General features: G+C 61.4%; 18 protein-coding genes. 11 read left to right on the forward strand and 7 right to left on the reverse strand.

The features are described 5' to 3' along the window. Positions 1 to 31 precede the first annotated feature (31 nt). The 4 genes from J2D75_RS05455 (at position 32) to J2D75_RS05470 (ending at position 9,409) form a co-directional block, all read left to right on the forward strand. A complete protein-coding gene (locus J2D75_RS05455) occupies positions 32 to 1,480 on the forward strand; it encodes an NAD(P)-dependent oxidoreductase (RefSeq protein ID WP_207853666.1) in 1,449 nt (482 codons plus the stop codon). After that, the gene (gene gltB, locus J2D75_RS05460) at positions 1,480 to 6,027 is read left to right on the forward strand and encodes a glutamate synthase large subunit (protein WP_207853668.1); all 4,548 of its coding nucleotides are present in this window, start codon (positions 1,480 to 1,482) and stop codon (positions 6,025 to 6,027) included. Before J2D75_RS05455 ends, gltB begins: the two co-directional genes overlap by 1 nt. Before the next feature lie 176 nt (positions 6,028 to 6,203). Next, on the forward strand, positions 6,204 to 8,042 hold the full coding sequence (locus J2D75_RS05465; RefSeq protein ID WP_207853812.1) for a M3 family oligoendopeptidase: 1,839 nt from the start codon (positions 6,204 to 6,206) through the stop codon (positions 8,040 to 8,042). Between the two features lie 2 nt (positions 8,043 to 8,044). After that, on the forward strand, positions 8,045 to 9,409 hold the full coding sequence (locus J2D75_RS05470; RefSeq protein WP_207853670.1) for an ABC1 kinase family protein: 1,365 nt from the start codon (positions 8,045 to 8,047) through the stop codon (positions 9,407 to 9,409). 55 nt (positions 9,410 to 9,464) lie between these two features. On the opposite strand, the gene J2D75_RS05475 is transcribed toward J2D75_RS05470, so the two are convergent. Continuing rightward, positions 9,465 to 10,055 carry a hypothetical protein gene (locus J2D75_RS05475; protein WP_207853672.1) on the reverse strand — a complete coding sequence of 197 codons (591 nt, stop codon included), beginning with the start codon at positions 10,053 to 10,055 and terminating at the stop codon, positions 9,465 to 9,467. Between the two features lie 246 nt (positions 10,056 to 10,301). Here J2D75_RS05475 and ispH point away from each other — a divergent pair, with 246 nt between their 5' ends. Genes ispH through rnhA form a run of 3 tightly spaced genes read left to right on the forward strand, consistent with a single transcriptional unit; the run spans position 10,302 to position 12,796 of the window. Beyond that, positions 10,302 to 11,303, forward strand: a complete 1,002-nt coding sequence (ispH, locus tag J2D75_RS05480; protein WP_207853680.1) for a 4-hydroxy-3-methylbut-2-enyl diphosphate reductase — start codon at positions 10,302 to 10,304, stop codon at positions 11,301 to 11,303. 22 nt (positions 11,304 to 11,325) lie between these two features. After that, positions 11,326 to 12,300: a homoserine kinase gene (locus J2D75_RS05485; protein WP_207853682.1), complete on the forward strand. Its 975-nt coding sequence runs from the start codon at positions 11,326 to 11,328 to the stop codon at positions 12,298 to 12,300. Between the two features lie 55 nt (positions 12,301 to 12,355). Beyond that, a complete protein-coding gene (gene rnhA, locus J2D75_RS05490) occupies positions 12,356 to 12,796 on the forward strand; it encodes a ribonuclease HI (RefSeq protein ID WP_207853813.1) in 441 nt (146 codons plus the stop codon). A gap of 62 nt (positions 12,797 to 12,858) precedes the next feature. Here the strand turns inward: rnhA and J2D75_RS05495 are convergent, their stop codons facing one another. The 3 genes from J2D75_RS05495 to J2D75_RS05505 all read right to left on the reverse strand — a co-directional run bounded on the left by J2D75_RS05495 (position 12,859) and on the right by J2D75_RS05505 (position 15,786). Then, entirely contained in the window at positions 12,859 to 13,665 is an 807-nt protein-coding gene (locus tag J2D75_RS05495; protein ID WP_207853684.1) for an OmpA family protein, read from the reverse strand. Between the two features lie 106 nt (positions 13,666 to 13,771). Continuing rightward, positions 13,772 to 14,578: an NAD kinase gene (locus J2D75_RS05500; protein WP_207853686.1), complete on the reverse strand. Its 807-nt coding sequence runs from the start codon at positions 14,576 to 14,578 to the stop codon at positions 13,772 to 13,774. Next, entirely contained in the window at positions 14,575 to 15,786 is a 1,212-nt protein-coding gene (locus J2D75_RS05505; RefSeq protein WP_207853688.1) for a glycosyltransferase family 4 protein, read from the reverse strand. Before J2D75_RS05505 ends, J2D75_RS05500 begins: the two co-directional genes overlap by 4 nt. 208 nt (positions 15,787 to 15,994) lie before the next feature. Between J2D75_RS05505 and J2D75_RS05510 the strand changes: the two genes are divergently transcribed. The 4 genes from J2D75_RS05510 (at position 15,995) to infC (ending at position 20,407) form a co-directional block, all read left to right on the forward strand. After that, positions 15,995 to 16,735, forward strand: a complete 741-nt coding sequence (locus tag J2D75_RS05510) for a tetratricopeptide repeat protein (protein WP_265782894.1) — start codon at positions 15,995 to 15,997, stop codon at positions 16,733 to 16,735. Positions 16,736 to 16,776: 41 nt separating this feature from the next. Continuing rightward, complete coding sequence (locus tag J2D75_RS05515; RefSeq protein ID WP_207853815.1) at positions 16,777 to 17,700, forward strand: glycosyltransferase family 9 protein; 924 nt, start codon at positions 16,777 to 16,779, stop codon at positions 17,698 to 17,700. Positions 17,701 to 17,772: 72 nt separating this feature from the next. Further along, on the forward strand, positions 17,773 to 19,713 hold the full coding sequence (gene thrS / locus J2D75_RS05520) for a threonine--tRNA ligase (RefSeq protein WP_207853690.1): 1,941 nt from the start codon (positions 17,773 to 17,775) through the stop codon (positions 19,711 to 19,713). A gap of 157 nt (positions 19,714 to 19,870) precedes the next feature. Then, a complete protein-coding gene (gene infC / locus J2D75_RS05525; protein WP_207853816.1) occupies positions 19,871 to 20,407 on the forward strand; it encodes a translation initiation factor IF-3 in 537 nt (178 codons plus the stop codon). 67 nt (positions 20,408 to 20,474) lie between these two features. Here the strand turns inward: infC and J2D75_RS05530 are convergent, their stop codons facing one another. The 3 genes from J2D75_RS05530 to J2D75_RS05540 form a co-directional block, all read right to left on the reverse strand. Then, the gene (locus J2D75_RS05530) at positions 20,475 to 21,242 is read right to left on the reverse strand and encodes an SIMPL domain-containing protein (RefSeq protein WP_207853692.1); all 768 of its coding nucleotides are present in this window, start codon (positions 21,240 to 21,242) and stop codon (positions 20,475 to 20,477) included. 77 nt (positions 21,243 to 21,319) lie between these two features. After that, positions 21,320 to 22,018 carry a response regulator transcription factor gene (locus J2D75_RS05535; protein ID WP_207853694.1) on the reverse strand — a complete coding sequence of 233 codons (699 nt, stop codon included), beginning with the start codon at positions 22,016 to 22,018 and terminating at the stop codon, positions 21,320 to 21,322. Between the two features lie 74 nt (positions 22,019 to 22,092). Continuing rightward, complete coding sequence (locus J2D75_RS05540; protein WP_243428542.1) at positions 22,093 to 23,112, reverse strand: AI-2E family transporter; 1,020 nt, start codon at positions 23,110 to 23,112, stop codon at positions 22,093 to 22,095. Between the last annotated feature and the right edge of the window lie 3 nt (positions 23,113 to 23,115).

A 23,115-nucleotide genomic window follows, 5' to 3' on the forward strand; every position in this document is an offset into this window, starting at 1 on the left:
TCTGGCGCGCCCTGTCGTCCGGGGATTGCGCATGACAAACAAGATGCTGAAATTTGTCTCCGTTCAGCAGAGACAGCCGGAGAAACGCACGGCCGATGATCGCCGTGTTGATTTTGACGAAATCTATGAGGATTTCGTGCCCGCCGGGGCAACAGAGCAGGCGAGCCGCTGCTCACAGTGTGGCGTGCCGTTCTGTTCGGTTCACTGCCCGCTGGGGAATAACATTCCCGACTGGTTGATGCTCACCGCTCAAGGGCGGCTGGAGGAAGCGTATGGCGTTTCCTCCGCCACCAACAGCTTTCCTGAAATCTGTGGGCGTATCTGCCCGCAGGATAGGCTGTGCGAAGGCAACTGCGTGATCGAACCGGGGTTCGAGAGCGTGACCATTGGCGCTGTTGAGCGTTATATTACTGATACCGCCTTTGAAAACGGCTGGGTGCGCCCGACCCGTCCTTTCGCCGAGCGCGAGGAATCGGTTGGTATCGTCGGGGCCGGGCCTGCTGGCCTTGCCGCGGCCGAACGCCTGCGCGCTGCTGGTTTTCAGGTGCATGTCTATGACCGTTATGACCGCGTGGGCGGTCTGCTGGTTTACGGCATTCCCGGTTTCAAGCTGGAAAAGCACATCGTTTCCCGCCGTCATGACCTGCTGGTGGAAAGTGGCGTTGTGTTCCACCTCGGTCAGGGCATTGGCAGCGGGGAAGGCGAGCTTTCGTTCGAGGCTTTGCGTGCACGCCACAATGCCGTGCTGATCGCGACAGGTGTTTACAAATCGCGTGAAATCGGTGGCCCCGGTGCCGGTCTGGCCGGGATCGAGCGCGCGCTTGATTACCTGACAGCCTCCAACCGTCGTTCGCTGGGCGATACGCTGCCCGACGAGGCGCAGGCCCTTGATGCCAGCGGCAAGCATGTTGTGGTGCTGGGCGGTGGCGATACCGCGATGGACTGCGTGCGTACCGCTATCCGTCAGGGTGCCAAATCTGTGCGCTGCCTGTACCGGCGCGACAAGGCCAACATGCCCGGCTCCGCCCGTGAAGTGAAGAACGCCGAGGAAGAAGGCGTGCAGTTCGAATGGCTGGCCGCCCCCGAGGCTTTCGTGGGCGATGGGCATGTAACGGGCGTGCGCGCCACGCGCATGAAGCTGGGCCTGCCCGATGCATCGGGCCGTCAGTCCGTGGAAGCGCTTGAAGGTTCTTCCTTCACGCTTGAAGCCGATCTGGTCATCAAGGCGCTGGGTTTCGACCCCGAGCCGCTGCCCCAGCTCTGGGCGCAGCCGGGTCTGGAGGTTTCGCGCTGGGGTACGCTCAAGGTCGGCCAGCAGGATTTCCAGACTACGGTGCCCGGCGTGTTCGCCGCAGGCGATATCGTGCGGGGTGCCAGCCTTGTGGTGTGGGCCATCAAGGACGGGCGTGAGGCTGCTGCGAGTATTCAGCAGTGGATTGAAGCAAACAATACGGCAGCCGCAGCACGGGAGCAGGGTTGATGACGATGGAACAGGTTCCGAACATGGAAAGCGGCGCAGAGTTCCTGAACGCGTGGGATGCCAACGTACAGGCGCTGGACGGGCTGTACGATCCGGCGGATGAGCGTGATTCCTGCGGTGTTGGCCTTATCGCGGCTCTTGATGGCCAGCGCCGCCGCGAAGTGGTGGAAGCCGGTATCGCGGCGCTTAAGGCTATCTGGCACCGTGGCGCGGTTGATGCCGATGGCAAGACGGGTGACGGCGCGGGTATTCACGTTGAAATTCCGCAGGCGTTTTTTGCCGATGCCATCCGCCGTACGGGCGACAGCCCGGACAAGGGGCCGATTGCGGTGGGGCAGGTCTTTCTGCCTAAGACCGATCTGAGTGCACAGGAACAGTGCCGCCAGATTATCGAAACCGAAATTCTGGCTCTGGGCTACGGCATTTACGGCTGGCGTCAGGTGCCGATCGATACTGCCTGCATTGGCGAGAAAGCCAACGCAACTCGGCCTGAAATCGAGCAGATCCTCATCCGTAATCTTCCCTGCCGGGAAGAGGCGGAGTTCGAGCGCGATCTGTATGTGATCCGCCGCCGGATTGAAAAGGCGGCCATTGCCGCACAGGTTGACCTGTATATCTGCTCGCTGTCCTGCCGTTCCGTTATCTACAAGGGCATGTTTCTGGCCGAGCATCTGACCGAGTTCTATCCTGACCTGCTGGATGAACGTTTTGTCAGCCGCTTTGCCATTTATCATCAGCGCTATTCGACCAACACCTTCCCCACATGGAAGCTGGCGCAGCCGTTCCGCCGTCTGGCGCATAATGGTGAAATCAACACCATTTCGGGTAACGTCAACTGGATGAAAAGCCACGAGACGCGGCTTTCCCACCCTGATCTTGATCCGTGGATGAACGACATCAAGCCGCTGGTGCAGGCGGGGGGGTCGGATACGGCAACACTGGATAACGTGTTCGAACTGCTGACCTTCGCCGGGCGTGATGCGCCCGCGGCCAAGGCGCTGATGATCCCGGCCAGCGTGGGGGGTAATTCCTCCATGAAGCAGGCGCATCGGGATATGTTTACCTACTGCAATGCCGTCATGGAACCGTGGGACGGCCCGGCTGCCCTGTGCGCGACTGATGGCCGCTGGATTGTTGCAGGGCTTGATCGCTCTGGCCTGCGCCCGCTGCGCTACACCATCACCACCGACCGCCTGCTGATCGTGGGTTCTGAAACCGGTATGGTGCGTGTGCCTGACAACGCCATTGTCAGCCGTGGGCGCCTTGGCCCGGGCGAGATGATTGGCGTGGATCTGGATGAGGCGAAGCTGTACGGCAATGGCGAGCTGCTTGACCTGCTGTCCGAACGTCAGGATTTTTCTGACTGGATCAAGCGTACGCAGAAGGTCGGCCATCTGGTTCGCTCCGATGTAACGGAACCTGCGCATTATACGGGTGACGAGCTGCGTCGCCGCCAGCTTGCGGTTGGCACCACGCTTGAAGAACTCGAAGCCATTCTCCACCCGATGGTGGAAGATGCGAGCGAAGCCATTGGCTCCATGGGCGATGATACGCCTCTGGCCGTCCTGTCTTCACGCTATCGGGGCCTGTCGCATTATTTCCGGCAGATGTTCAGCCAGGTGACCAACCCGCCAATCGACTCCCTGCGTGAATCGGGTGTCATGAGCCTCGCAACGCGGTTGGGCAATCTGGGCAACATTCTCGACCAGTCGGCTGAACAGTGCGCCATGCTGCAACTGCCCAGCCCGGTGCTGACATCGGGTGAATACGAAGCCCTGCGCGCTTTCTGTAAAGATGCGGGCTGCGTGATCGATTGCACCTTCCCCGCGGCTGATGGCGAGGCTGGTCTGCGCGAGGCCATTGCCCGTATCCGCCGCGAGGCCGAGGAAGGTGTGCGCCGTGGCTGCACCCATGTGTTCCTGACAGATCAGGACCAGTCTGCCGCCCGCGCTTCCATTCCCATGATTCTGGCAACGGCGGCGGTGCATACGCATCTGGTGCGCACATCGCTGCGTACGTTCACTTCGCTGAACGTGCGCACCGCGACTGCGCTGGATGTACATGCCATTGCCGTCACGATCGGGGTGGGTGCCACCACGGTCAATCCGTATCTGGCGCAGGAAAGCATTGCCGAGCGGCATCGTCGTGGCCTGTTTGGCGAGCGCAGCCTGCGTGAGTGCATGGAGCGCTACCGCAAGGCGGTGGACAAGGGTCTGCTCAAGATCATGTCCAAGATGGGTATTTCCATCGTGGCGTCCTACCGTGGCGGCTGCAACTTTGAGGCGGTGGGCCTGTCCCGTGCGCTGACGGCGGAGTTCTTCCCCGGTATGCCTTCGCGCATTTCCGGCATTGGCCTTTCGGGTATCGCCCGCAAGGTGCTGGGTCTGCACCAGCAGGCATGGTCGGCGGCATCTGCCCTGACCCTGCCGGTGGGCGGGCTGTACAAGATGCGCCGCAGTGGTGAGCAGCACGCTTTCGATGGCGGGGTGATCCACATGCTCCAGACCGCCGTGGCGACCGACAGCTTCACCACCTACAAGCGTTATGCCGATGCGGTGCGTGCGCAGCCCCCCGTGGCGCTGCGTGACCTGCTCGACTTCCGCGAAGGGCGTACGCCCATTCCGGTGGAAGAGGTTGAAAGCATCACGCAGCTACGTAAGCGCCTGATTTCGCCTGCTATTTCTCTGGGCGCACTCAGCCCCGAGGCGCATGAGACGCTCTCCATCGCCATGAACCGTATCGGCGCCAAGTCCGATTCAGGTGAGGGTGGTGAAGATCCGGCCCGCGCCAAGCCGCGCCCCAATGGGGACAATGCCTCCTCTGCCATCAAGCAGGTGGCATCGGGCCGTTTTGGTGTAACGGCGCAGTATCTCAATGACTGCCGCGAGCTTGAAATCAAGGTGGCGCAGGGTGCCAAACCGGGTGAAGGTGGGCAGTTGCCGGGCTTCAAGGTTACGGAACTGATCGCCAAGCTGCGTCATGCAACGCCGGGTGTGACGCTGATCTCGCCCCCGCCGCATCACGACATCTACTCGATCGAGGATCTGGCGCAGCTCATCTATGATCTCAAGCAGATCAACCCGGATGCGACGGTTACCGTCAAGCTGGTGGCGCGTTCGGGTATCGGCACCATTGCCGCAGGTGTGGCCAAGGCCAAGGCCGATGCCATTCTGATCTCCGGCCATTGCGGTGGCACGGGGGCCAGCCCGGTCAGTTCCATCAAATACGCGGGTCTGCCGTGGGAGCTGGGTCTGGCGGAAACGCATCAGGTGCTCATGCTCAACCGTCTGCGCCACCGTGTACGCCTGCGTGCCGATGGCGGGATCAAGACCGGGCGTGATGTGGTGATTGCCGCCATGCTGGGTGCCGAGGAATTCGGTATCGGCACGGCCAGCCTTGTGGCCATGGGCTGCATTATGGTGCGTCAGTGCCATTCCAACACCTGCCCGGTGGGCGTGTGTTCGCAGGACCCGGCCATGCGCGCCAAGTTTGAAGGCACGCCGGAGAAGGTTATCAACCTGTTCTCCTTCATTGCCGAAGACGTGCGTAATATTCTGGCGTCCCTTGGTTTCCGTACGCTCAATGAGGTTATCGGGCGCACGGACCTGCTGCATCAGGTCTCACGCGGGACGGATGATCTGGATGATCTGGATCTGAACTCCCTGCTGTCTCAGGCAGACCCCGGCCCGTATGCGCGCTACTGCACGCTTGAAGGCCGTAACGAAGTGCCTGACACGCTCGATGCGCAGATGATTGGCGATGCCCAGCCGCTGTTCTCACATGGTGAGAAAATGCAGCTGCACTACAATGTGCAGAACACGCAGCGCGCTATCGGCACGCGCATGTCTTCGCTGATTGTGCGCCAGTACGGCATGGACACGCTGGCGCCGGGGCACCTGACGGTACGCCTGCGCGGTTCGGCCGGGCAGTCGCTCGGGGCGTTCGCGGTGCAGGGCCTCAAGCTCGAAGTCCTTGGTGATGCTAATGACTATGTGGGCAAGGGGCTTTCTGGCGCCACCATTACGGTGCGTCCGTCTGTGTCGTCCTCGTTGGTGTCGAACCAGAACGCCATTATCGGCAACACGGTGCTGTATGGTGCAACGGCGGGTGAGCTGTATGCCGCCGGGCAGGCGGGTGAGCGCTTTGCGGTGCGTAACTCGGGTGCTGTGGCCGTGATCGAAGGGTGCGGGTCGAACGGGTGCGAATACATGACCGGTGGCACCGTTGTGGTGCTGGGTGATGTGGGCGACAACTTTGGCGCGGGCTTTACCGGCGGTATGGCGTTTGTGCTGGATGAGCACGATACCTTCGATAAGCGCGTGAACCCCGAATCCCTTATCTGGACACGGGTTGCCGAGCCGAAATGGGCGGATACCCTCAAGCGTCTGGTTGAGCGCCATGTGGAGGAAACCGATTCTGCCTATGCGGCCATGCTGCTGCATAAGTGGGAAGAGGTTCTGCCGCGCTTCTGGCAGATCGTGCCGACGGATTATGCTAAGGTGATCGGATTTTCCGTACCGGAAGTGGCGCTGGAAAAAACGGCCTGATCCTTTTGCGAACAGGTGACTGAACGGCAGCGGGCGAAGGGGCTTCCTCTTCGCCCGCTTCGTATTTGGGGGCTGTATGGGTGCGCTGTGTGGCACGCCCGGCAAGTGCTCTCGCCTCGGGCAGATTTGCAGGTTAGAGTGGGGATATGGAACAGACCAAGTCATCCCCCCATTTCATGTCTTCCCTGCGGCCTGCCGCACCGTTCTGCGGTGCCGCAGCCCATTCCTCTGATGTGGAGCAGGCCGCCGCCGCCCCGCAGGCTGACCTACCGCGCTGGGATCTTTCCGCCCTGTATGCGGGGATGGACGATCCGAAGCTGGAAGCCGATCTGCTACAGGCGGCTGAGCAGGCGCGGGCCTTTTGTGCCCGCTATCAGGGGGGGCTTGCCGCCCTGTCTGGCGCACAACTGGCCGAAGCGCTCGCAACCTTCGAGGCGGTGGAAGAAAAGCTGGGTCGCGCTGGTTCTTATGCGTCTTTGCTGTTCGCCGCGGATTCGTCGGATGCGGCCATCAGCCGTTTCAGTCAGTCCATGAACGAACGGCTGACCACCATCGCCGCCGATCTGCTGTTTTTCGGCCTTGAGCTGAACCGGCTGGAAGAGAAAGACCTCGCGGCAAAACTGCAGGACCCCGCACTGGCGCACTGGCAGCCTTACCTGCGCGATGTGCGGATGTACCGCGACCACCAGCTTTCCGATGAGGTGGAAAAGGTCTTTTTGGAAAAATCTGTAACAGGCGCGCAGGCATGGTGCCGCCTGTTTGACGAGACCATCGCCGCCCTGCGCGTTACGCTTGATGGGCGGGAGATGACGGTGGGCGAAGCGCTCAACCGTCTGTCTGATACCGAACGCAGCGTGCGCGAACAGGCAGGCAAGGCGGTGGGGGCAGTGTTCAACACCAATCTGCGGCTGTTCTCGCTCATTACCAACACGTTGGCCAAGGACAAGTCCATTGCTGACGGGCTGCGGCATTATGCCCGCCCCACCTCGTCGCGCAATCTGTCCAACATGGTGGAAGACGAGGTGGTGGACGCGCTGGTTTCAGCCGTAAAAACGGATTATCCGCGCCTTTCACACCGTTACTACGCGCTCAAGGCGCGGTGGATGGGGCTGGACAAGCTCGAACACTGGGACCGCAACGCGCCCCTGCCGGGGAGCGATGAACGCGCCATTCCCTGGGCTGAGGCCAAGGAAATCGTGCAGAAAGCCTATGACGGGTTTGACCCGCGTCTGGGCAGCATTATCAACACGTTCCTGAGCAATCCGTGGATTGATGCACCACCGGTGCCCGGCAAGTCGCCCGGCGCGTTCGCGCACCCGACCGTGCCTTCGGCGCATCCCTATATCCTGCTGAACTATCATGGGCGTATCCGTGATGTCATGACGCTGGCCCATGAGCTTGGGCATGGCGTGCATCAGGTTCTTGCCGCGCGTCAGGGTTACCTGATGTCGGATACACCGCTGACGCTGGCCGAAACCGCCAGCGTGTTTGGCGAGATGCTGACCTTCCGCTCCCTGCTGGATGCCCAGACCGACCCGCAGCGCCGCAAGCTGCTGCTGGCCGCCAAGGTGGAGGACATGCTCAACACCGTGGTGCGGCAGATCGCATTCTATGATTTCGAAACCCGCGTGCATGATGAGCGCCGGAATGGTGAACTGCTGCCCGAGCGCATTGGTGAAATCTGGCGTGCGGTGCAGACGGAAAGCCTTGGCCCGGCCTTTAACTTCACGTCGGATTATGACGTGTTCTGGGCGTATATCCCGCATTTCATTCACTCGCCGTTCTATGTCTATGCCTACGCGTTTGGCGACTGTCTGGTGAACGCGCTCTATCGCGTTTACAGCGAAGGCGCTGAAGGCTTTGCGGACAAATATCTGGCCATGCTGGAAGCGGGCGGTACGCTGCGCCACCGTGAACTGCTGGCCCCCTTCGGGCTGGATGCGTCCGACCCGGCTTTCTGGCGCAAGGGTCTGGATGTAATTTCCGGCTTTATTGACGAACTGGAGCGCGACTGAGCATGGCGCGCGATCTCGATAACTCCGGGGTTTTTGGCGAATTCCGGCGCATGGTGCAGACCACGGGCACTGTAGGCGGCATTGCCGCCCGGCTGGCCGGGCATAAAATGGGTCTGTACAGCGGGGGGGCTGCCCATGCGGAAGACCTCAAGACCGTTCTGGGTGGGCTGAAAGGCCCGCTCATGAAAGCGGCCCAGCTTCTGGCGACCATTCCCGGCGCTCTGCCCGAGGACTATGCCGAGGAACTGGCCGAGCTTCAGTCCAACGCACCGCCGATGGGCTGGAACTTTGTCCGTCGTCGCATGACGGCGGAACTGGGCCCGGGTTGGGAAAAGCACTTTCGCTCTTTCGGGCGCGAGGCCTCTGCCGCTGCCAGTCTGGGGCAGGTGCATCAGGCGGTTCTGGCCGATGGCCGCCGTGTGGCCTGCAAGCTGCAATATCCCGACATGAATACCGCCGTGGAGGCCGACCTGCGGCAGTTCCGTATGGCGATCGGGGTTTACCACAAGCTCGATAACGCCATCCGTCAGGATGATGTGGTGGAGGAGCTGAGCGAACGCCTGCGCGAGGAGCTGGACTACCGGCGCGAGGCCGCCAATATGCGGCTCTATCATGCCATGCTGGCCGACTGCCCGGATATTACCGTGCCTCGTCCGGTTGATGAGCTCTGTACCCGCCGCCTGCTGACTATGGAGTGGGTACAGGGGCAGAGTTTGGGTGCGGCTATCAAGGCCGGTATGGATGAAGACCGCAAAAAAGCCATTGCCCGCGCCCTGTTCAGGGCATGGTATGTGCCGCTGTATCAATACGGCGTGGTGCATGGCGACCCGCATATGGGCAATTTTACCGTGCGGGAGGATGGCGGGCTGAACCTGCTTGATTTTGGCGCGATTCGTATTTTCCGCCCGAGCTTTATCAAGGGGAATATCGACCTCTATCAGGCGCTGAAGACGGGCGATATTGATCTGGCCGCCCATGCGTATGAGGCATGGGGCTTTAAGGATCTGACGCGCGAGAAGGTGGAAGTGCTCAACGAATGGGCGGGTCTGCTGTTTACGCCGCTGATGGATGATCGCGAGCGTTCCATTCAGGAAGACAACGCTCCGGCCCACGGGCGCGAGGTTCTGGGGCGGGTTCATGAAAGCCTGCAAAAAGTGGGGGGCGTGCGCCTGCCACGAGAATTCGTGCTGGTAGACCGCTCGGCCATAGGCCTTGGTTCGGTGTTTATGCGCCTGAAGGTGAAAATGAACTGGAATGCCCTGTTCCACGAGATTGTGGATGGGTTTGATGAAAACGTTCTGGCTGAACGACAGGCCAGAATGCTGGAACTGGCGCGCTTTCCCGAGGACGCGCAGCCCGTTCTATAAAAAAAGCCACCGCCAGTTTTTCTGGCGGTGGCCCTGCCTGTGCGTGACCGGGGGCTTAGTAAGCCTGATAGGTCGCACGCTTGAGGTGAACCTTGTTGTAGTCCAGCTGATCCTTATCGAGCTGGAAGCCGACTTCGAAGCGATAGTCGGAATCGACATTCTTCGGAACAATCGGCAGATCGACACTGACAACCTTGGTGTCTGTCTGGAAGTTGGAGAGATTGGCCGGGAAAGTGAGCGTGTGATGGAACACATGCTTGTTCACGATCTTATCGCCATGCAGTACGGCCACAAACCACGGCAGCGACAGCGTGTTGCCGGTGGAGGCCGGGCCACGCTCGACCGTGATACGCAGCACGATTCGGGTTTTGAGGTCTTTCGCCCCGGCGGCAAGGCAGTCGCCCTGTAGCTTGGTAATGCTCGCCCGTGCGATCAGATCGCGGAAATTGGCGCTGTTATTGGCGTAAAGATAATAATCCGCCGCCTCGGAGGGGATGTGCGTAATGGGGCACGCAGGCGGGAACACCATGGACTTGTCATCCTGGTTGCCGCATCCGGCGAGTGTCGTCAGCATGGCCAGAGCGGCCCCGCCGGTGGCCGCAATACGGGGCAGGGAATGGCGCATGGGCGTGAGATCATGAAACATGAGGACAGTCCGGCGTTACGGGAAAACAGGAAAAATAGGTGTAAAAAAGCTGGTCATATGAAGGCTGCATGCCTGCGTGGGTGCTTTTCGGGGTAAATATGCCGCAAAACGGGTTGCATCCCTTGCGTCCTTTGCGTAGGCCACACCTGCCGTTACCTTTTCTGGTTCCGGGCATAGCCGGTTTTCAATATGCTTCTTCATAGCCAGCTCTCTTCTATACAGTCCGCGGCAACTTTGGGGAACACCATGCCCGATCAAACTGAAATCAAAGCCGCCGTTCAGGGTTCCGATGCCCTGCAGGGGCGCTCTCTCAAGGTTCTTCTGGCTGGGCCGCGTGGCTTCTGCGCCGGGGTGGATCGTGCCATCCGTGTTGTGGAAGAAGCCATCCGCCGTTATGGCGCACCGGTCTATGTCCGCCATGAGATCGTGCATAATCGTACCGTTGTGGAAGAACTGGAAGCTCAGGGCGCTATTTTTGTCGAGGAACTTGATGAAGTTCCGGCAGATGGCCATGTCGTGTTTTCCGCCCATGGCGTACCCAAGACGGTGCCTGTCGAGGCTGAACGCCGTAACCTGCTGTATCTGGATGCAACCTGCCCGCTGGTGTCCAAGGTGCACCGCGAAGCCGAGCGTCATTACGCTGCTGGTGGGCCGGATAGCCGCCATATCCTGATGATAGGCCATGCGGGCCATCCCGAGGTGGTTGGCACCATGGGGCAGCTGCCCCCCGGCGCCATGACGCTGATCAACGATGCGGAAGAAGCCCGCACCGTCCAGCCGCAAGACCCTGCGCGTCTTGCCTTCATTACCCAGACCACGCTTTCGGTGGATGATACGGCCGAGATCGTCGATATTCTGCGCACCCGCTTTCCCCTGATCGAAGGCCCCAAGCGCGAGGATATCTGCTACGCCACCACCAACCGTCAGGAAGCGGTGAAGGACATCGCCCCTGAATGTGATCTGGTGATCGTGATCGGTTCGCCCAACTCCTCCAACTCCCAGCGCCTGCGTGAAGTGGCGGAGCGTTCGGGGGCGGGGCGTGCGCTGCTGGTGCCGCGTCTGGATTCTCTGGACTGGTCGGTGCTTGAAGGCGTGAGCACGCTGGGGATTACGGCGGGGGCTTCCGCGCCGGAAGCGCTGGTGCAGGAAATGCTGGCCGAAATGGCCAAGCGTTATACCCTGTGCATTGAAGAACGGATTGTGAAGGAAGAAAACGTCACGTTCCGTCTTCCTGCTCCGTTGGGCTGAGTTCTGGGCTGAAGGGTAGTTCATGGCCGTCTATACGGACATTGGGGATGAAGACCTGCGTGCGTTTCTGGAAGGTTTTTCCATAGGCACGCTGGTTTCTTTCCGTGGCATTGCTGAAGGGGTTGAGAACAGTAATTTCCATCTGCGTACATCAGAAGGCGATTTTATTCTCACCCTGTACGAAAAACGTGTGAATGCCGCGGAATTGCCGTGGTTTCTGGGGCTGATGCAGCATCTGGCGCGCGAGGGTGTTACCTGCCCGCAGCCTGTGGCTGACAGGCAGGGCCGCACCTTGCTGGAACTGGCAGGGCGGCCTGCCGCCATTACCACCTTCCTGCCCGGTGTCTGGCCCCGCAGTGTACGCAGCGAGCATTGCCGCCCGTTGGGGCGGGCCATGGCGCGGCTGCATCTGGCCGGGCGTTCCTATGCGCCTGAGCGGGCCAACAGCCTTGGGCCAGATGCGTGGTCGGGCCTGCTGCAAAGCTGCCGCGCCGCAGCGGATAGGGCTTTTCCCGGTCTGGCGGCGGAATTGGATGCCGCATTGGCCGCTACACTTCCGGTCTGGCCCGGTCACGGGCATGCTCCCACTCTGCCGCGCGGGCAGATTCATGCCGATCTGTTCCCCGATAACGTGTTTTTTCTGAACCACGACCTGTCCGGGCTGATCGACTTCTATTTCGCCTGCACCGATTTTCTGGCGTATGACATCGCCATCTGTCTTAACGCATGGTGCTTTGAGCAAAGCGGGGCGTTTAACATCACCTTCGCCCGCCAGATCATGCTGGGGTATGAAGAAGTGCGGCCTCTTAAAAACGCGGAGCGTGCTGCAATGCCGGTGCTGGCACGGGGTGCCGCGCTGCGCTTTCTGCTTACACGCCTGTATGACTGGCTGAATACGCCCGAAGGCGCGCTGGTTACCCCAAAAGACCCGCTGGAATACGTCCGCCGGTTGCGCTTTCACATGGCAACGGAGACAGCCAGTGGCTACGGATTCTGATTTTTCTGACACCGCACCGGAAGGTGAGGCCATTGTGGCTGAACAGTCAGCCCCGATGGTGGTGGAAATCTGGACAGATGGTGGCTGCAAGCCTAATCCCGGCCCCGGTGGCTGGGGTGTTCTGCTACGCTACAGGGGCACCGAGCGCGAACTGTCGGGCGGCGAGACGGCCACCACCAATAACCGCATGGAACTGACGGCCGCAGCCGAGGCGCTGGAAGCGCTTAAGCGCCCCTGTGTGGTCAGCCTGCATACCGATAGCGAATATGTCCGCAATGGCATTACGCGCTGGCATACGGGCTGGGTGCGGCGTAACTGGCGTAATGCTTCAGGCGATCCTGTTGCCAATATGGATCTGTGGCGCAGGCTGCTGGATGCCGCCAAGCCGCATGATGTCTCATGGCACTGGGTTAAGGGGCATTCCGGCGTGCCGGAAAACGAGCGGGTGGACCAGCTCGCAACTGATGCCCGTATCAGGATCGAACAAGACCTCTAGGGTGGCAGCCCCGAGGGGGCGCGTATGGTTCGCAGTTCCCTCTTTTGGCCAGCCTGCCCTGTTCAGGGCTGGCTGTCGGACTGGGTGAGGTCGATATAGTCCTGCGGTGCGCCCTGTGCGCCTGCCAGAGGCTGACCAATGACACGCACATAAATCCGCGTTGAAGGAATGCCGCTGTTCATCAGCACGCTGCGGGCAGCAAGCCCACGCAGCAGGGCTATGCGGCGGGGCAGGGACGGGTCGTTCGGCGCACCTGAACTATAGGCCTGCACGATGGCGCGTACATTCGGCTTGTCCGCCAGAGACTGACCAAAGGTCAGAATAGCCTGATGCATGCCCGGATTGAGTTCATCAGACCCGGCGGCAAACGTAATACGCACACCACCCGGAATGGGGGTGGCGGCGCCCGTAGCTGTCAGCACCACGGTAGGCTGCGGCGGAATGGGGAAGGGGTGCAGGGCGACTTCTGGCGTAGGGGTGAGAACCGGCGGCGGCGGCGGGGCTGCGGGGATGGTAGCCGCCGGGGGCGGACGCACAGGCCCATGGGCGGGTGCGCTGCCTGTCGTGCCTGTGGCGGTCTGGCCCGGCTGTGTGGCGGGTGCCTGCGTAGCCGCGTCGGGCTTGTGTGTGGGGGTCTTCTGCTCCGTGTTTTCCGGGGCATGGGTGTGGGGCTGGTTTTTCCCGTGCGCCGTGGGGGCGGGATTTGTTCGCTTGGCTGAGGCCGCTGGTTTGGCCTTTTGCGGGGCTGAGCCAAGCTGATCCAGAGCGGAGTTGCTGGTGACGATCTGTGCCTGAGCACCCTGAAGGGACAGCAGGGTGGCGGCGCAGAACAGGGAAAACCGGCGGGAAAGAGAGAAGACGTTGTGCATTGTCGCTCAGGATAGCCCACAAAATGAAAAGGGTGAACCGGGCAAGATGTCTGCCCCAAAGGGTGTTTTTTACCGGGACGTGTTAATGGCAGGCCTGTCCTGTGGTTCAGGCATTGAACTGTTCGCTGGCGATCCGTTCGGACAGGGTCTGGCCGGGGTCGAACAGCACGGTCACGCTGCGGCTGCGGTCTTCGCGCACACGAACATGCGCCACCTCACGGATTTCCATCGAATCGGCCACGGCTGCCACAGGGCGTTTGTCCTGTTCCAGCACGGTAAAGCTGACCTCGGCTGTAGAGGGCAGTAGCGCCCCGCGCCAGCGGCGGGGGCGAAAGGCGCAGATGGGTGTCAGCGGCAGCAGATTGCCTGAGAGTGGGACAATCGGCCCGTGGGCGGACAGGTTATAGGCGGTTGAACCGGCGGGGGTGGCCAGCAGCGCGCCATCGCAGATCAGTTCGGGCAGGCGCACCAGCCCGTCTACATCAATACGTAGCTTGGCAGCCTGCCGGGTCTGGCGGAACAGATAGACATCGTTCAGGGCCAGTGCCTCGAAATGCTCCCCCCGCACCGTGGTGGCGTTCATACGCAGCGGGTGCAGGGTGGCCGCCTGTGCGTGCCATAGGCGGTCGGGCAGGTTTTCCTCGTCTGTGGGGTTCATCAGAAACCCCACAGAGCCGTAGTTCATGCCGTAAACGGGTGTTTCCAATCCGGCTTCCAGCACGCCGCGCAGGGTTTCGAGCATGAAGCCATCGCCCCCGAGGCAGATAATCACATCCGCCTCGCCGGGGTGGCGGTTGCCGTAACGGGCTACCAGCCTGTCCAGCTCATGCCGGGCTTCGGATGTTGGCGTGGCCATGAAGGCAAGGCGGCTGGGTGGCTGGCTGAACAGCGATGCGGGGGCCGGAGCGGTCATGACTGTGTTTCCGGTGTAAGGGCCGCCGCAAAATGCGGGGCGAGGGCGGTGCCCAGTAATTCATCATAGACCGTCAGTGTGGCGTATTGCATGGCCTGCGTTGTGTAATGGGCCAGCACGGCCTGCCGGGCCTTCGCGCCCATGAAGGCACGGGCCTCCTCGGGGCTGTCGAGCACGGTTTCAATCGCCTGTGCCAGTTCCGGGGCGCTGCCCGGTGTGATGGCCAGCCCCGTTTCGCGATCCTGCACGGTTTCGATAGCGCCGCCATGGCCTGCGACAATAACGGGCTTGGCCAGTGCCTGTGCTTCCACCACCACACGGCCAAAGGGTTCGGGCCGGAGCGAGGGGGCCAGCACCATGCAGGCCATGGACAGGGCGGCGGGCATGTCATCGCAATGTCCGGCAAAACGGATGCGCTCCGTAAGCCCCGCCTGTGTGGCCTGCTCCGCCAGAGCGCGGGCATACTGACCGCCCTTGGAATCGGAGCCGATCAGCACGCAGCACCATGTCAGTTCCGGGCGGGTGGCCGCGATCTGGCCGAGTGCTTCAAGCACCAGAGCCTGTCCTTTCCACGGGGTCAGGCGTCCGGGCATGAGAATAACCGGGACATCGGGGGGGACGCGCCAGTGTTCGGCCAGATCATGTACGCGCTGGCCACTGATGGAATCGGGCGAGAACTGCCGGATGTCGGCTCCGCGCGCGATGGTGCGCAGCCTGTCGGGGCCTACGCGGTAGTCTTTTGCCAGTCGCCGGGCGATGTGTGCGCTGATAGCAATAACCCTGTCACCACTGGCCAGAACGGCATTGTAGAGTTTTTTGGCGCTGAAACGTGCTGCGTGGTGGTCGCCATGCCATGTGGTGACAAACGGTATGCCCGCCCGGCGGCTGGCCAGCCGGGCGGCCCATGCAGGGGCCCGGGAGCGGGCATGCACAAGGGCGACACCCTGTGTGCGAATGATCCGTTCAAGGGTGCGGGCATTGCGCAGGATATGGAGCGGGTTGCGGCTGGCCGCACGGGGTAGGGCAATATGCGTGCCCCCTGCGTGGCGCAGCCTGCTTTCCAGCCGCCCGCCAGCGCTCACCACCAGTGCTCGCCCTCCACCAAGGGTTATGGCCTCGGCCATTTCTATCGTGCCGCGTTCCACGCCACCCTGATCAAGTGCCGGGAGAACTTGCAGAATAACGGGAGAGACAGGGGCTTGGGTCATGGTCGCCCCTTTATCATGCTTTGCGCCTGTGCGCCTACCGCCGGGCAGTTTGGTGCCCCGTCCGAGGGTTCGGCTTGACCGGTGCTGGCCGGTATCTGCTATTAAAATGTTTATGTGTCGTTCTTTTCGGATATCGCGGCTGTCTGTCTCCCTGCCTGTGCGGGGGGTTTTGGCTGGTACGGCGTTGTTTGCCTCAGGCTCATGGGCTGTGGCGGCGCCGCGCGGCCATGGTGCGGCAGCCAGCAAGGCCCTGCCGTGGTCGGTTCCTGCATGTATGAAAATGGTGGGCGAAGATCCGTCTGGCGCACTGGATTACGCACAGGATGCGCTGCATGCGGGTGTGGGTTGGCAGGCGCGGCATTGCCGGGCGTTGGCCCAGCTTGAAACAGGCGACGAGGAAAGTGCCGCCACCGATCTGGAAAGCCTTGCGCGCCTGCCTGCCGGGCGGGCTGATGGCCCAACGGCTTTGGATCAGGCTATGCTTGCGCGTGAGGCGGCTGACGCCTGGCTGGCGCTAGGGCAGGCTGCTCGCGCCCAGAATTGCGCCGAATATGGGCTGACCCGCCAGAAGCAGGATCAGGGGCTGGTGATCGTGCTGGCGCGTGCCCTTCTGGCACAGAACCAGATCGCTCATGCGCGGGATGTACTGGCAGGCTTTTTTGTCGATGCGCCGCAACCCACCTCGCAGGGTTATGTACTGCTGGCCACGGCGGAGCGGCGCATGGGGCAGGTTGGCCCTGCACTTGAGCATGTCAGCAAGGCTTTAGCACTTGATCCGCTCAACCCCGAAGCCCTGCTGGAGCACGGGATTATCAGCGAGCAGCAGGGGCATGCCGCGAAGGCCCGGCAGGACTGGCAGCAGGTGCTTGAACTCGCCCCCGACAGCCACGAGGCCGATCTGGCCCGGCAGGATCTGGCGGTCATGGCGGCAGACCCGGACGCGCCGTGACACCCGGCCCGTACCAGACGGGGCATGACGCCCGGCCTCCCGTGCGCCGGGTGCTGGTAATCCGCCTTGGCGCACTGGGCGATTTTATTCACAGTTTTGCACCATTCCAGGCGATCCGGCAGGCGCACCCGCAGGCGCATATTACCCTGTTGACCACGCACCCCTTTATGGAACTGGCGCGCTCCTGCCCGTGGTTTGATACAGTGGTGGAAGACCAGCGCCCGCGATGGGGAGCCCCCCGTAGCCTGCTGGCCCTGCGCCATTTCCTGCGTGGGTTTGATCGAGTTTATGATCTTCAGACATCGGGCCGCACGGCTTGGTATTTCCGGCTGGCGGGCAAGCCGCAGGTATGGTCTGGGCATGTGCCGGGTTCAGCGCTGACCCATGCCAACCCCTGGCGCAACGACATGCACACACGCGCACGCCAGCGCGATCAGTTGCGTATGGCCGGGCTGGAGCCGGTAACCGAGCCCGATATAGGCTGGCTTTTGGCACAGGCCCGCCTGTCTCTTACGCAGCTAGGGCTTGAGCCGCCTTATGCGCTGCTAGTGCCGGGGGCATCGCCCGGGCATCCGGCCAAATGCTGGCCTCTGCGGCGATATGGAGAACTGGCCACCATTCTGGCCGAACGCGGGATTCGCCCAGTTGTGATTGGCGGCAAGGGCGAAAAGCCTCTGGCGCAGGGCGTGCAGGCGCTCTGCCCCACAGCCCTAGACCTGACAGGACACACCACCATTGCGGATGTGGCGGCTCTGGCCGCCCAAGCATGGGTGGCCGTAGGGAATGATACTGGCCCCATGCACCTGGCCGCCCTGACAGGCTGCCGCTGCCTGACGCTGTTCTGTGCAAAGGGCGACCCCGCGCTGGCCGCCCCCATGGGGCAGAAGCCGGGGCAGGTTCGGGTGTTGTGGGTGCGCGATATGGCGTTACTTTCCGTACAGAGGGTTGCAGCCGCGCTCTGGTAGCGCCATTAAGCACTTGGTCGCCTTTTTGCGGCCTTAATACGCCATATCGATATATCTGGAGCTTGGATCAACATGCCCGCTATCACCCTGCCTGACGGTTCTGTTCGTACTTTTGACGGGCCGGTTACGGGGACGACGGTGGCGGAAGCGATCGGCCCCGGACTGGCCAAGGCGGCTCTGGCGATGGAGGTGGATGGCCGCCTGTGTGACATCCGTGAGGATATCCGTAGCGATGCCGCCCTGCGCTTCATTACCCGCAAAGACCCCGAAGCCCTTGAACTGATCCGCCACGATGCGGCCCATGTGCTGGCCGAGGCCGTGCAGGCTCTGTTTCCCGGCACACAGGTGACCATTGGGCCGTCGATTGAAAACGGCTTCTATTACGATTTCTACCGGGCCGAGCCGTTCACCCCGGATGATTTCGCCGCCATTGAAAAGCGCATGCGCGAAATCGTGGAAAAGGCCGAGCCTTTTGTGCGTGAGGTCTGGAAGCGCGATGACGCCATCGCTTTTTTTGAAGAGCGGGGCGAAAGCTTCAAGGCGCAGCTTATCCGCGACCTGCCCGAAAGCGAGGATATTTCCATCTACCGTCAGGGGGCGTGGCTGGATCTGTGTCGTGGGCCGCACCTGCGCACCACAAAGGATGTCGGCACCGCCTTCAAGCTGATGAAGGTGGCGGGCGCTTACTGGCGGGGTGATCATCGTAACCCCATGCTGACCCGCGTTTACGGCACGGCCTGGCGCGACCAGAAAGAACTCGACGCCCACCTGCACCAGCTTGAAGAAGCCGAAAAACGCGACCACCGCCGCATCGGCCGCGAAATGGGCCTGTTCCATTTTCAGGAAGAGGCCGTGGGGCAGGTGTTCTGGCATGCCAAGGGCTGGCGCATTTACAGCGTGTTGCAGGACTACATGCGCCGCGTGCAGACCCGCCACGGCTATCAGGAAGTGCGCACCCCCCAGCTTGTTGATCGCGGCTTGTGGGAAGCCTCGGGCCATTGGGACAAGTACCGTCACCACATGTTCGTGGCGACCGTGGAGGACGAGGACAAGACCCTTGCCCTCAAGCCCATGAACTGCCCCTGCCACGTGCAGATTTTCCGTCACGGCCTGCGTTCTTACCGTGAACTGCCGCTGCGTATGGCGGAGTTTGGCGCCTGCCACCGTTACGAGCCTTCGGGCGCGCTGCACGGGCTGATGCGCGTGCGTGGCTTTACGCAGGATGATGCCCATATCTTCTGCACAGAAAACCAGATTGCGGATGAAACCGTGCGCTTCGTGCGGATGCTGCATGAGGTCTATACCGATCTGGGCTTTGAGCATGTGCGCGTGAAGTTTGCCGACCGCCCCGAGCAGCGCGCAGGCAGCGAAGCCGTGTGGGACAAAGCCGAAAGCGCTCTGAAAGAAGCCTGCACCGTTGCGGGTGTGGACTATGAGCACAACCCCGGTGAAGGCGCGTTTTACGGGCCCAAGCTCGAATTCGTGCTGCGTGACGCCATTGGCCGTGACTGGCAGTGCGGCACCCTGCAGGTCGACCTTGTGCTGCCTGAGCGGCTGGATGCCAGCTACGTTGGTGAGGATTCGGCCCGCCACCGTCCGGTTATGCTGCACCGGGCGATTCTGGGGTCGTTCGAGCGGTTCCTCGGGATTCTGATCGAGCAGCATGCCGGACGCTTCCCGCTGTGGCTGGCGCCGGTTCAGGTGGTTGTGGCTTCCATCGTAAGTGATGCCGCTCCGTATGCCGAAGCCGTGGCGCAATCTCTGCGTGATGCGGGGCTTGTGGCGGAAGCGGATGTCCGTAACGACAAGATCAACGCCAAGGTGCGCGAGCACAGTCTGGCCCGCGTGCCAGTGATGCTGGTTGTCGGCCGCCGCGAGGCGGAGGAAGGCACCGTAGCCATGCGTCGTCTTGGTTCGCAGGCACAGGAGAACCTTACGCAGGCTGAAGCGTTGCAGCTTCTGGTAGCGGAAGCCACCCCGCCGGATATGCGGGCCGTCCGCACCGCCGAGTAAGAACAGGAAAAAAAGACTGTCGTTGCGGCAGGGCTGCAATGACAGGTTTTTGTCATGGGCGACTTGATAAAAAATCGGGAACGCACATAATACCGCCGCGAAAAAGCCCCCTCGGGGGTTTGAGCCTATATGTTGTAATGAAGAACAGGAGCCGACCATAGCCAGATCCCCATTTCCCGCGCCCCCGAGCCGCGAAGGGCCGCGAGTGAACGAAGAGATTCGCGTTCCGCAGGTGCGTCTCATTGATGAAAACGGCGAGATGATCGGCGTCATGACCATCCGCGATGCTCTGGCGCGTGCCTATGGTGTCGGGCTTGATCTGCTGGAAATCAGCCCCAATGCTGAGCCGCCGGTTGCGAAAATTCTTGATTACGGCAAGTTCAAATACGAACAGCAGAAAAAGCGCAACGAAGCCAAGAAGAAGCAGAAGGTCATTGAAATCAAGGAAGTCAAGGTTCGTCCGAATATCGACGAAAACGACTACCAGGTTAAGATGCGCGCTATCAAAAGCTTCATTGGCGATGGCGACAAGGTGAAGGTTACGCTGCGTTTCCGTGGTCGTGAAATGGCTCACCAGGAACTGGGGATCAAGGTTCTGGAGAGGATTCGCACTGAAACCGATGAACTCACCAAAGTTGAGCAGATGCCGCGCCTTGAAAACCGGCAGATGATCATGGTGCTGGCACCCCGCTAAGGGCGCTGCTCCGTTCTGTTTGCAAAACCCGCTTCCGGCTTTAGGGCTGGAAGCGGGTTTTGTACTTTCAGGGGGCCAGAAGCACGGTGGCCGAGGCGGAGGCTCGTATGGTCTGGGTTTCGCCCGTACTGGAAGCTACGGGGGCTTCTGCCCCATCGCCACTGCTCATGCGTGCGGCCATGAGCATGACAGGCATGGGGTGTGGCAGCGACTGGGCGGAGACTTCAACCCGCTCGAAATGCGAGACTCGCTGGCCCAGCGCTTCGGCTAATGTCTGGGCCTGCTTTTGCAGGTCTTTGACCGCTTCCGTTTCGGCCTGCAGGCTCAGGGCCGCGCGCCGTTCTTCGGAAACAGACCACTCAAGCTGCTCCAGAATCAGGCCCTGTGCCTGAAGCTGGCCCACGAGTGGTAGCAGCGCCTTGCTGTCATGTGCCTTGAGTGTCACGGTCTGCTGGGCCAGCCAGAGCGATGAGTTGCTTTTTTCCTGATGCTGTTCGGACACCGTGTAATCCAGAGCCGCCGGGCTGACGCCTTCCACCTTGCTGGCCTGCGTCATGGCGGCGCCAACGCGGTTATTGACAGCCTGCTGCGCACTGGCGGGGTTTTTGTCGCGGGCTTCGATCCGAAATGTGGCGGTCAGTTCATCCGGGGTGGTTTGTACACGCCCTTCGGCCCGGAGGGTTAGTTTGGTCTGGGCTGTGGCCTGCGGGGTTGTTTCAGCCTTTGCCTGTGGCGCTGCCAGCAGCAGGGGGGCTGCGCACAGCACGGGCAGTGCCGTGGCGGTGGCCTTTAGTGCGGGTTTGTGTAAACCGGTCGGGCGGACGAATACGGGCATCAAGCCACTCCCTACGCCATATCTACTGGCGTTCTGTTGCGTATCGTCTCTCATAACGCCTGCACATGAAGGCAGGTTCATGGCAGAGGCGGAGTACTTTCGCGTGCGAGCATGTAGCCAGCGTTGCGTACGGTTTGCAGCATGGGGTGTTCGAACGGTTTGTCTATTTTTTGCCGTAGTCTGGAAATATGAACATCTATGACATTGGTCTGGGGGTCGAAATGGTAGTCCCACACACCTTCAAGCAGCATGGAGCGGGTTACCACCTCTCCGGCATGGCGCATGAGAAACTCCAGCAGGCGGAATTCGCGGGGCTGGAGGTCAATCTTCTGTCCCGCGCGGTGCACCGTGCGCGAAAGCAGGTCTATCGCCAGATCCCCAACATCAAGATGGGTGGCGGGTTGTACTGTGGTACGGTGGCGCCGTGTCAGGGCTTCCAGCCGGGCGAGAAGCTCGGCAAAGGAAAATGGCTTGGTCATGTAGTCATCCGCGCCCGCTTTCAGCCCTGTCACCTTGTCTTCAACATCGGACAGGGCAGACAGCAGCAGAACGGGCGTGGTGTTGCCCATTTTGCGTAGCGTGGTGAGAATATGCAGGCCATCCAGGGTATCGGGCAAAATCCGATCCAGAACGATGACATCAAAGGTGGCGCTGCCCGCGTGGAGTAGCGCCTGCCTGCCGTCTTCGGCTTGTTCAACCAGATGACCTGTCTCAGTCAGGCTTTTGGTGATAAACCCGCAGACTGTCTGGTCATCCTCGACAAGCAGAACACGCATGGACACTCCTCGGTGTTTCGCATGAGAAACCGAAGAACGGTACAGTATTAACCCCCTCTTGTCACCTCTGTAGGTTACAGGCGGTCCTTTTCAGAAAGGGCAGGGGTTACCCCATCCAGAATGGAGAGCAGCACGGCGGTCAGGGGGGAGGCCAGAATCAGGCCAGGAAAGCCCAGAATCGCGCCAAACAGTGTTTGTGAAAGCACGGTCAGCGCCGGGGGCATCTGTACAGCGTGGCGCTGGATAACAGGGGCCAGCACGTTGCCTTCCAGAAACTGGATAGTGGCGTAAAGGGCTGCAACCATCACGGTTTCACGGGTGCCGAGCGAAAGGGCCAGCAGCAGGGCAGGGACCGCCCCCATGATCGCGCCGATATAGGGGATGAAGTTACACAGCCCGGCCAGCACGCCCAACGCAAGCGCCAGTGGCACACCGATAAACCACAGGCCCAGTGCTGAAAGTGTGCCAACCACGAGCATATCGAGCGACTGCCCGGCCACCCATGCCCACAGCGTGCGCCCTGCACGGAGCATCAGCCCACGCATGTGCTGGCGGCGGGGTGGGGGTACCAGCCGCAGCAGGCCATTGGCGTACGTGGTGGGTGACATGGCGAAATACAGCCCTGCGATCAGCACCACCAGAATGGTGCCTAGCGCACCAAAGGCGGAGCCGAGCATGCCTGTCATGGAACCGGCCAGACGCGACCCCAGAGAGGCCAGACTGCTTTCTCCGCTCCCCTGCGGGTTACCAAGGGAGGAGGGCAGATATTTGATAATAAGCTGGCCTGTGGGGCTGTTTTGCAGGGTCTGGCGCAGAGCGGTTTCCTGTTGGCGTAGGGCTTCCTGCAGGCGCATGGCCTCGTTGGCAATGGAGGGGCCACTATTCCACGCCAGCATCATGACAGTGCTGATGACCGCCACCACAACCACCGCCAGCGCCCATGGGTAGGACAGGCGCAGGTGCCGCACCAGCAGGGCTGACAGGCCATGCAGCACCACTGCGCAGAGCACGGAGGCAAAGATGACCATCATCACATCGCCCAGCAGCCAGATCAGCATCCCTGCGGCGACCGCGCTCAGGCTCACACGCAGCATACG

The organism is Acetobacter suratthaniensis, from assembly GCF_017377745.1.
Classification (GTDB): domain Bacteria; phylum Pseudomonadota; class Alphaproteobacteria; order Acetobacterales; family Acetobacteraceae; genus Acetobacter; species Acetobacter suratthaniensis.

Excerpts from the sequence above, each read along its gene's own strand:
- J2D75_RS05455 (WP_207853666.1), top strand. The coding sequence starts at position 32 with ATGACAAACAAGATGCTGAAATTTGTCTCCGTTCAGCAGAGACAGCCG.
- gltB (WP_207853668.1), top strand. The coding sequence starts at position 1,480 with ATGACGATGGAACAGGTTCCGAACATGGAAAGCGGCGCAGAGTTCCTG.
- J2D75_RS05465 (WP_207853812.1), top strand. The coding sequence starts at position 6,204 with ATGTCTTCCCTGCGGCCTGCCGCACCGTTCTGCGGTGCCGCAGCCCAT.
- J2D75_RS05470 (WP_207853670.1), top strand. The coding sequence starts at position 8,045 with ATGGCGCGCGATCTCGATAACTCCGGGGTTTTTGGCGAATTCCGGCGC.
- J2D75_RS05475 (WP_207853672.1), bottom strand. The coding sequence starts at position 10,055 with ATGTTTCATGATCTCACGCCCATGCGCCATTCCCTGCCCCGTATTGCG.
- ispH (WP_207853680.1), top strand. The coding sequence starts at position 10,302 with ATGCCCGATCAAACTGAAATCAAAGCCGCCGTTCAGGGTTCCGATGCC.
- J2D75_RS05485 (WP_207853682.1), top strand. The coding sequence starts at position 11,326 with ATGGCCGTCTATACGGACATTGGGGATGAAGACCTGCGTGCGTTTCTG.
- rnhA (WP_207853813.1), top strand. The coding sequence starts at position 12,356 with ATGGTGGTGGAAATCTGGACAGATGGTGGCTGCAAGCCTAATCCCGGC.
- J2D75_RS05495 (WP_207853684.1), bottom strand. The coding sequence starts at position 13,665 with ATGCACAACGTCTTCTCTCTTTCCCGCCGGTTTTCCCTGTTCTGCGCC.
- J2D75_RS05500 (WP_207853686.1), bottom strand. The coding sequence starts at position 14,578 with ATGACCGCTCCGGCCCCCGCATCGCTGTTCAGCCAGCCACCCAGCCGC.
- J2D75_RS05505 (WP_207853688.1), bottom strand. The coding sequence starts at position 15,786 with ATGACCCAAGCCCCTGTCTCTCCCGTTATTCTGCAAGTTCTCCCGGCA.
- thrS (WP_207853690.1), top strand. The coding sequence starts at position 17,773 with ATGCCCGCTATCACCCTGCCTGACGGTTCTGTTCGTACTTTTGACGGG.
- J2D75_RS05530 (WP_207853692.1), bottom strand. The coding sequence starts at position 21,242 with ATGCCCGTATTCGTCCGCCCGACCGGTTTACACAAACCCGCACTAAAG.
- J2D75_RS05535 (WP_207853694.1), bottom strand. The coding sequence starts at position 22,018 with ATGCGTGTTCTGCTTGTCGAGGATGACCAGACAGTCTGCGGGTTTATC.
- J2D75_RS05540 (WP_243428542.1), bottom strand. The coding sequence starts at position 23,112 with ATGCTGCGTGTGAGCCTGAGCGCGGTCGCCGCAGGGATGCTGATCTGG.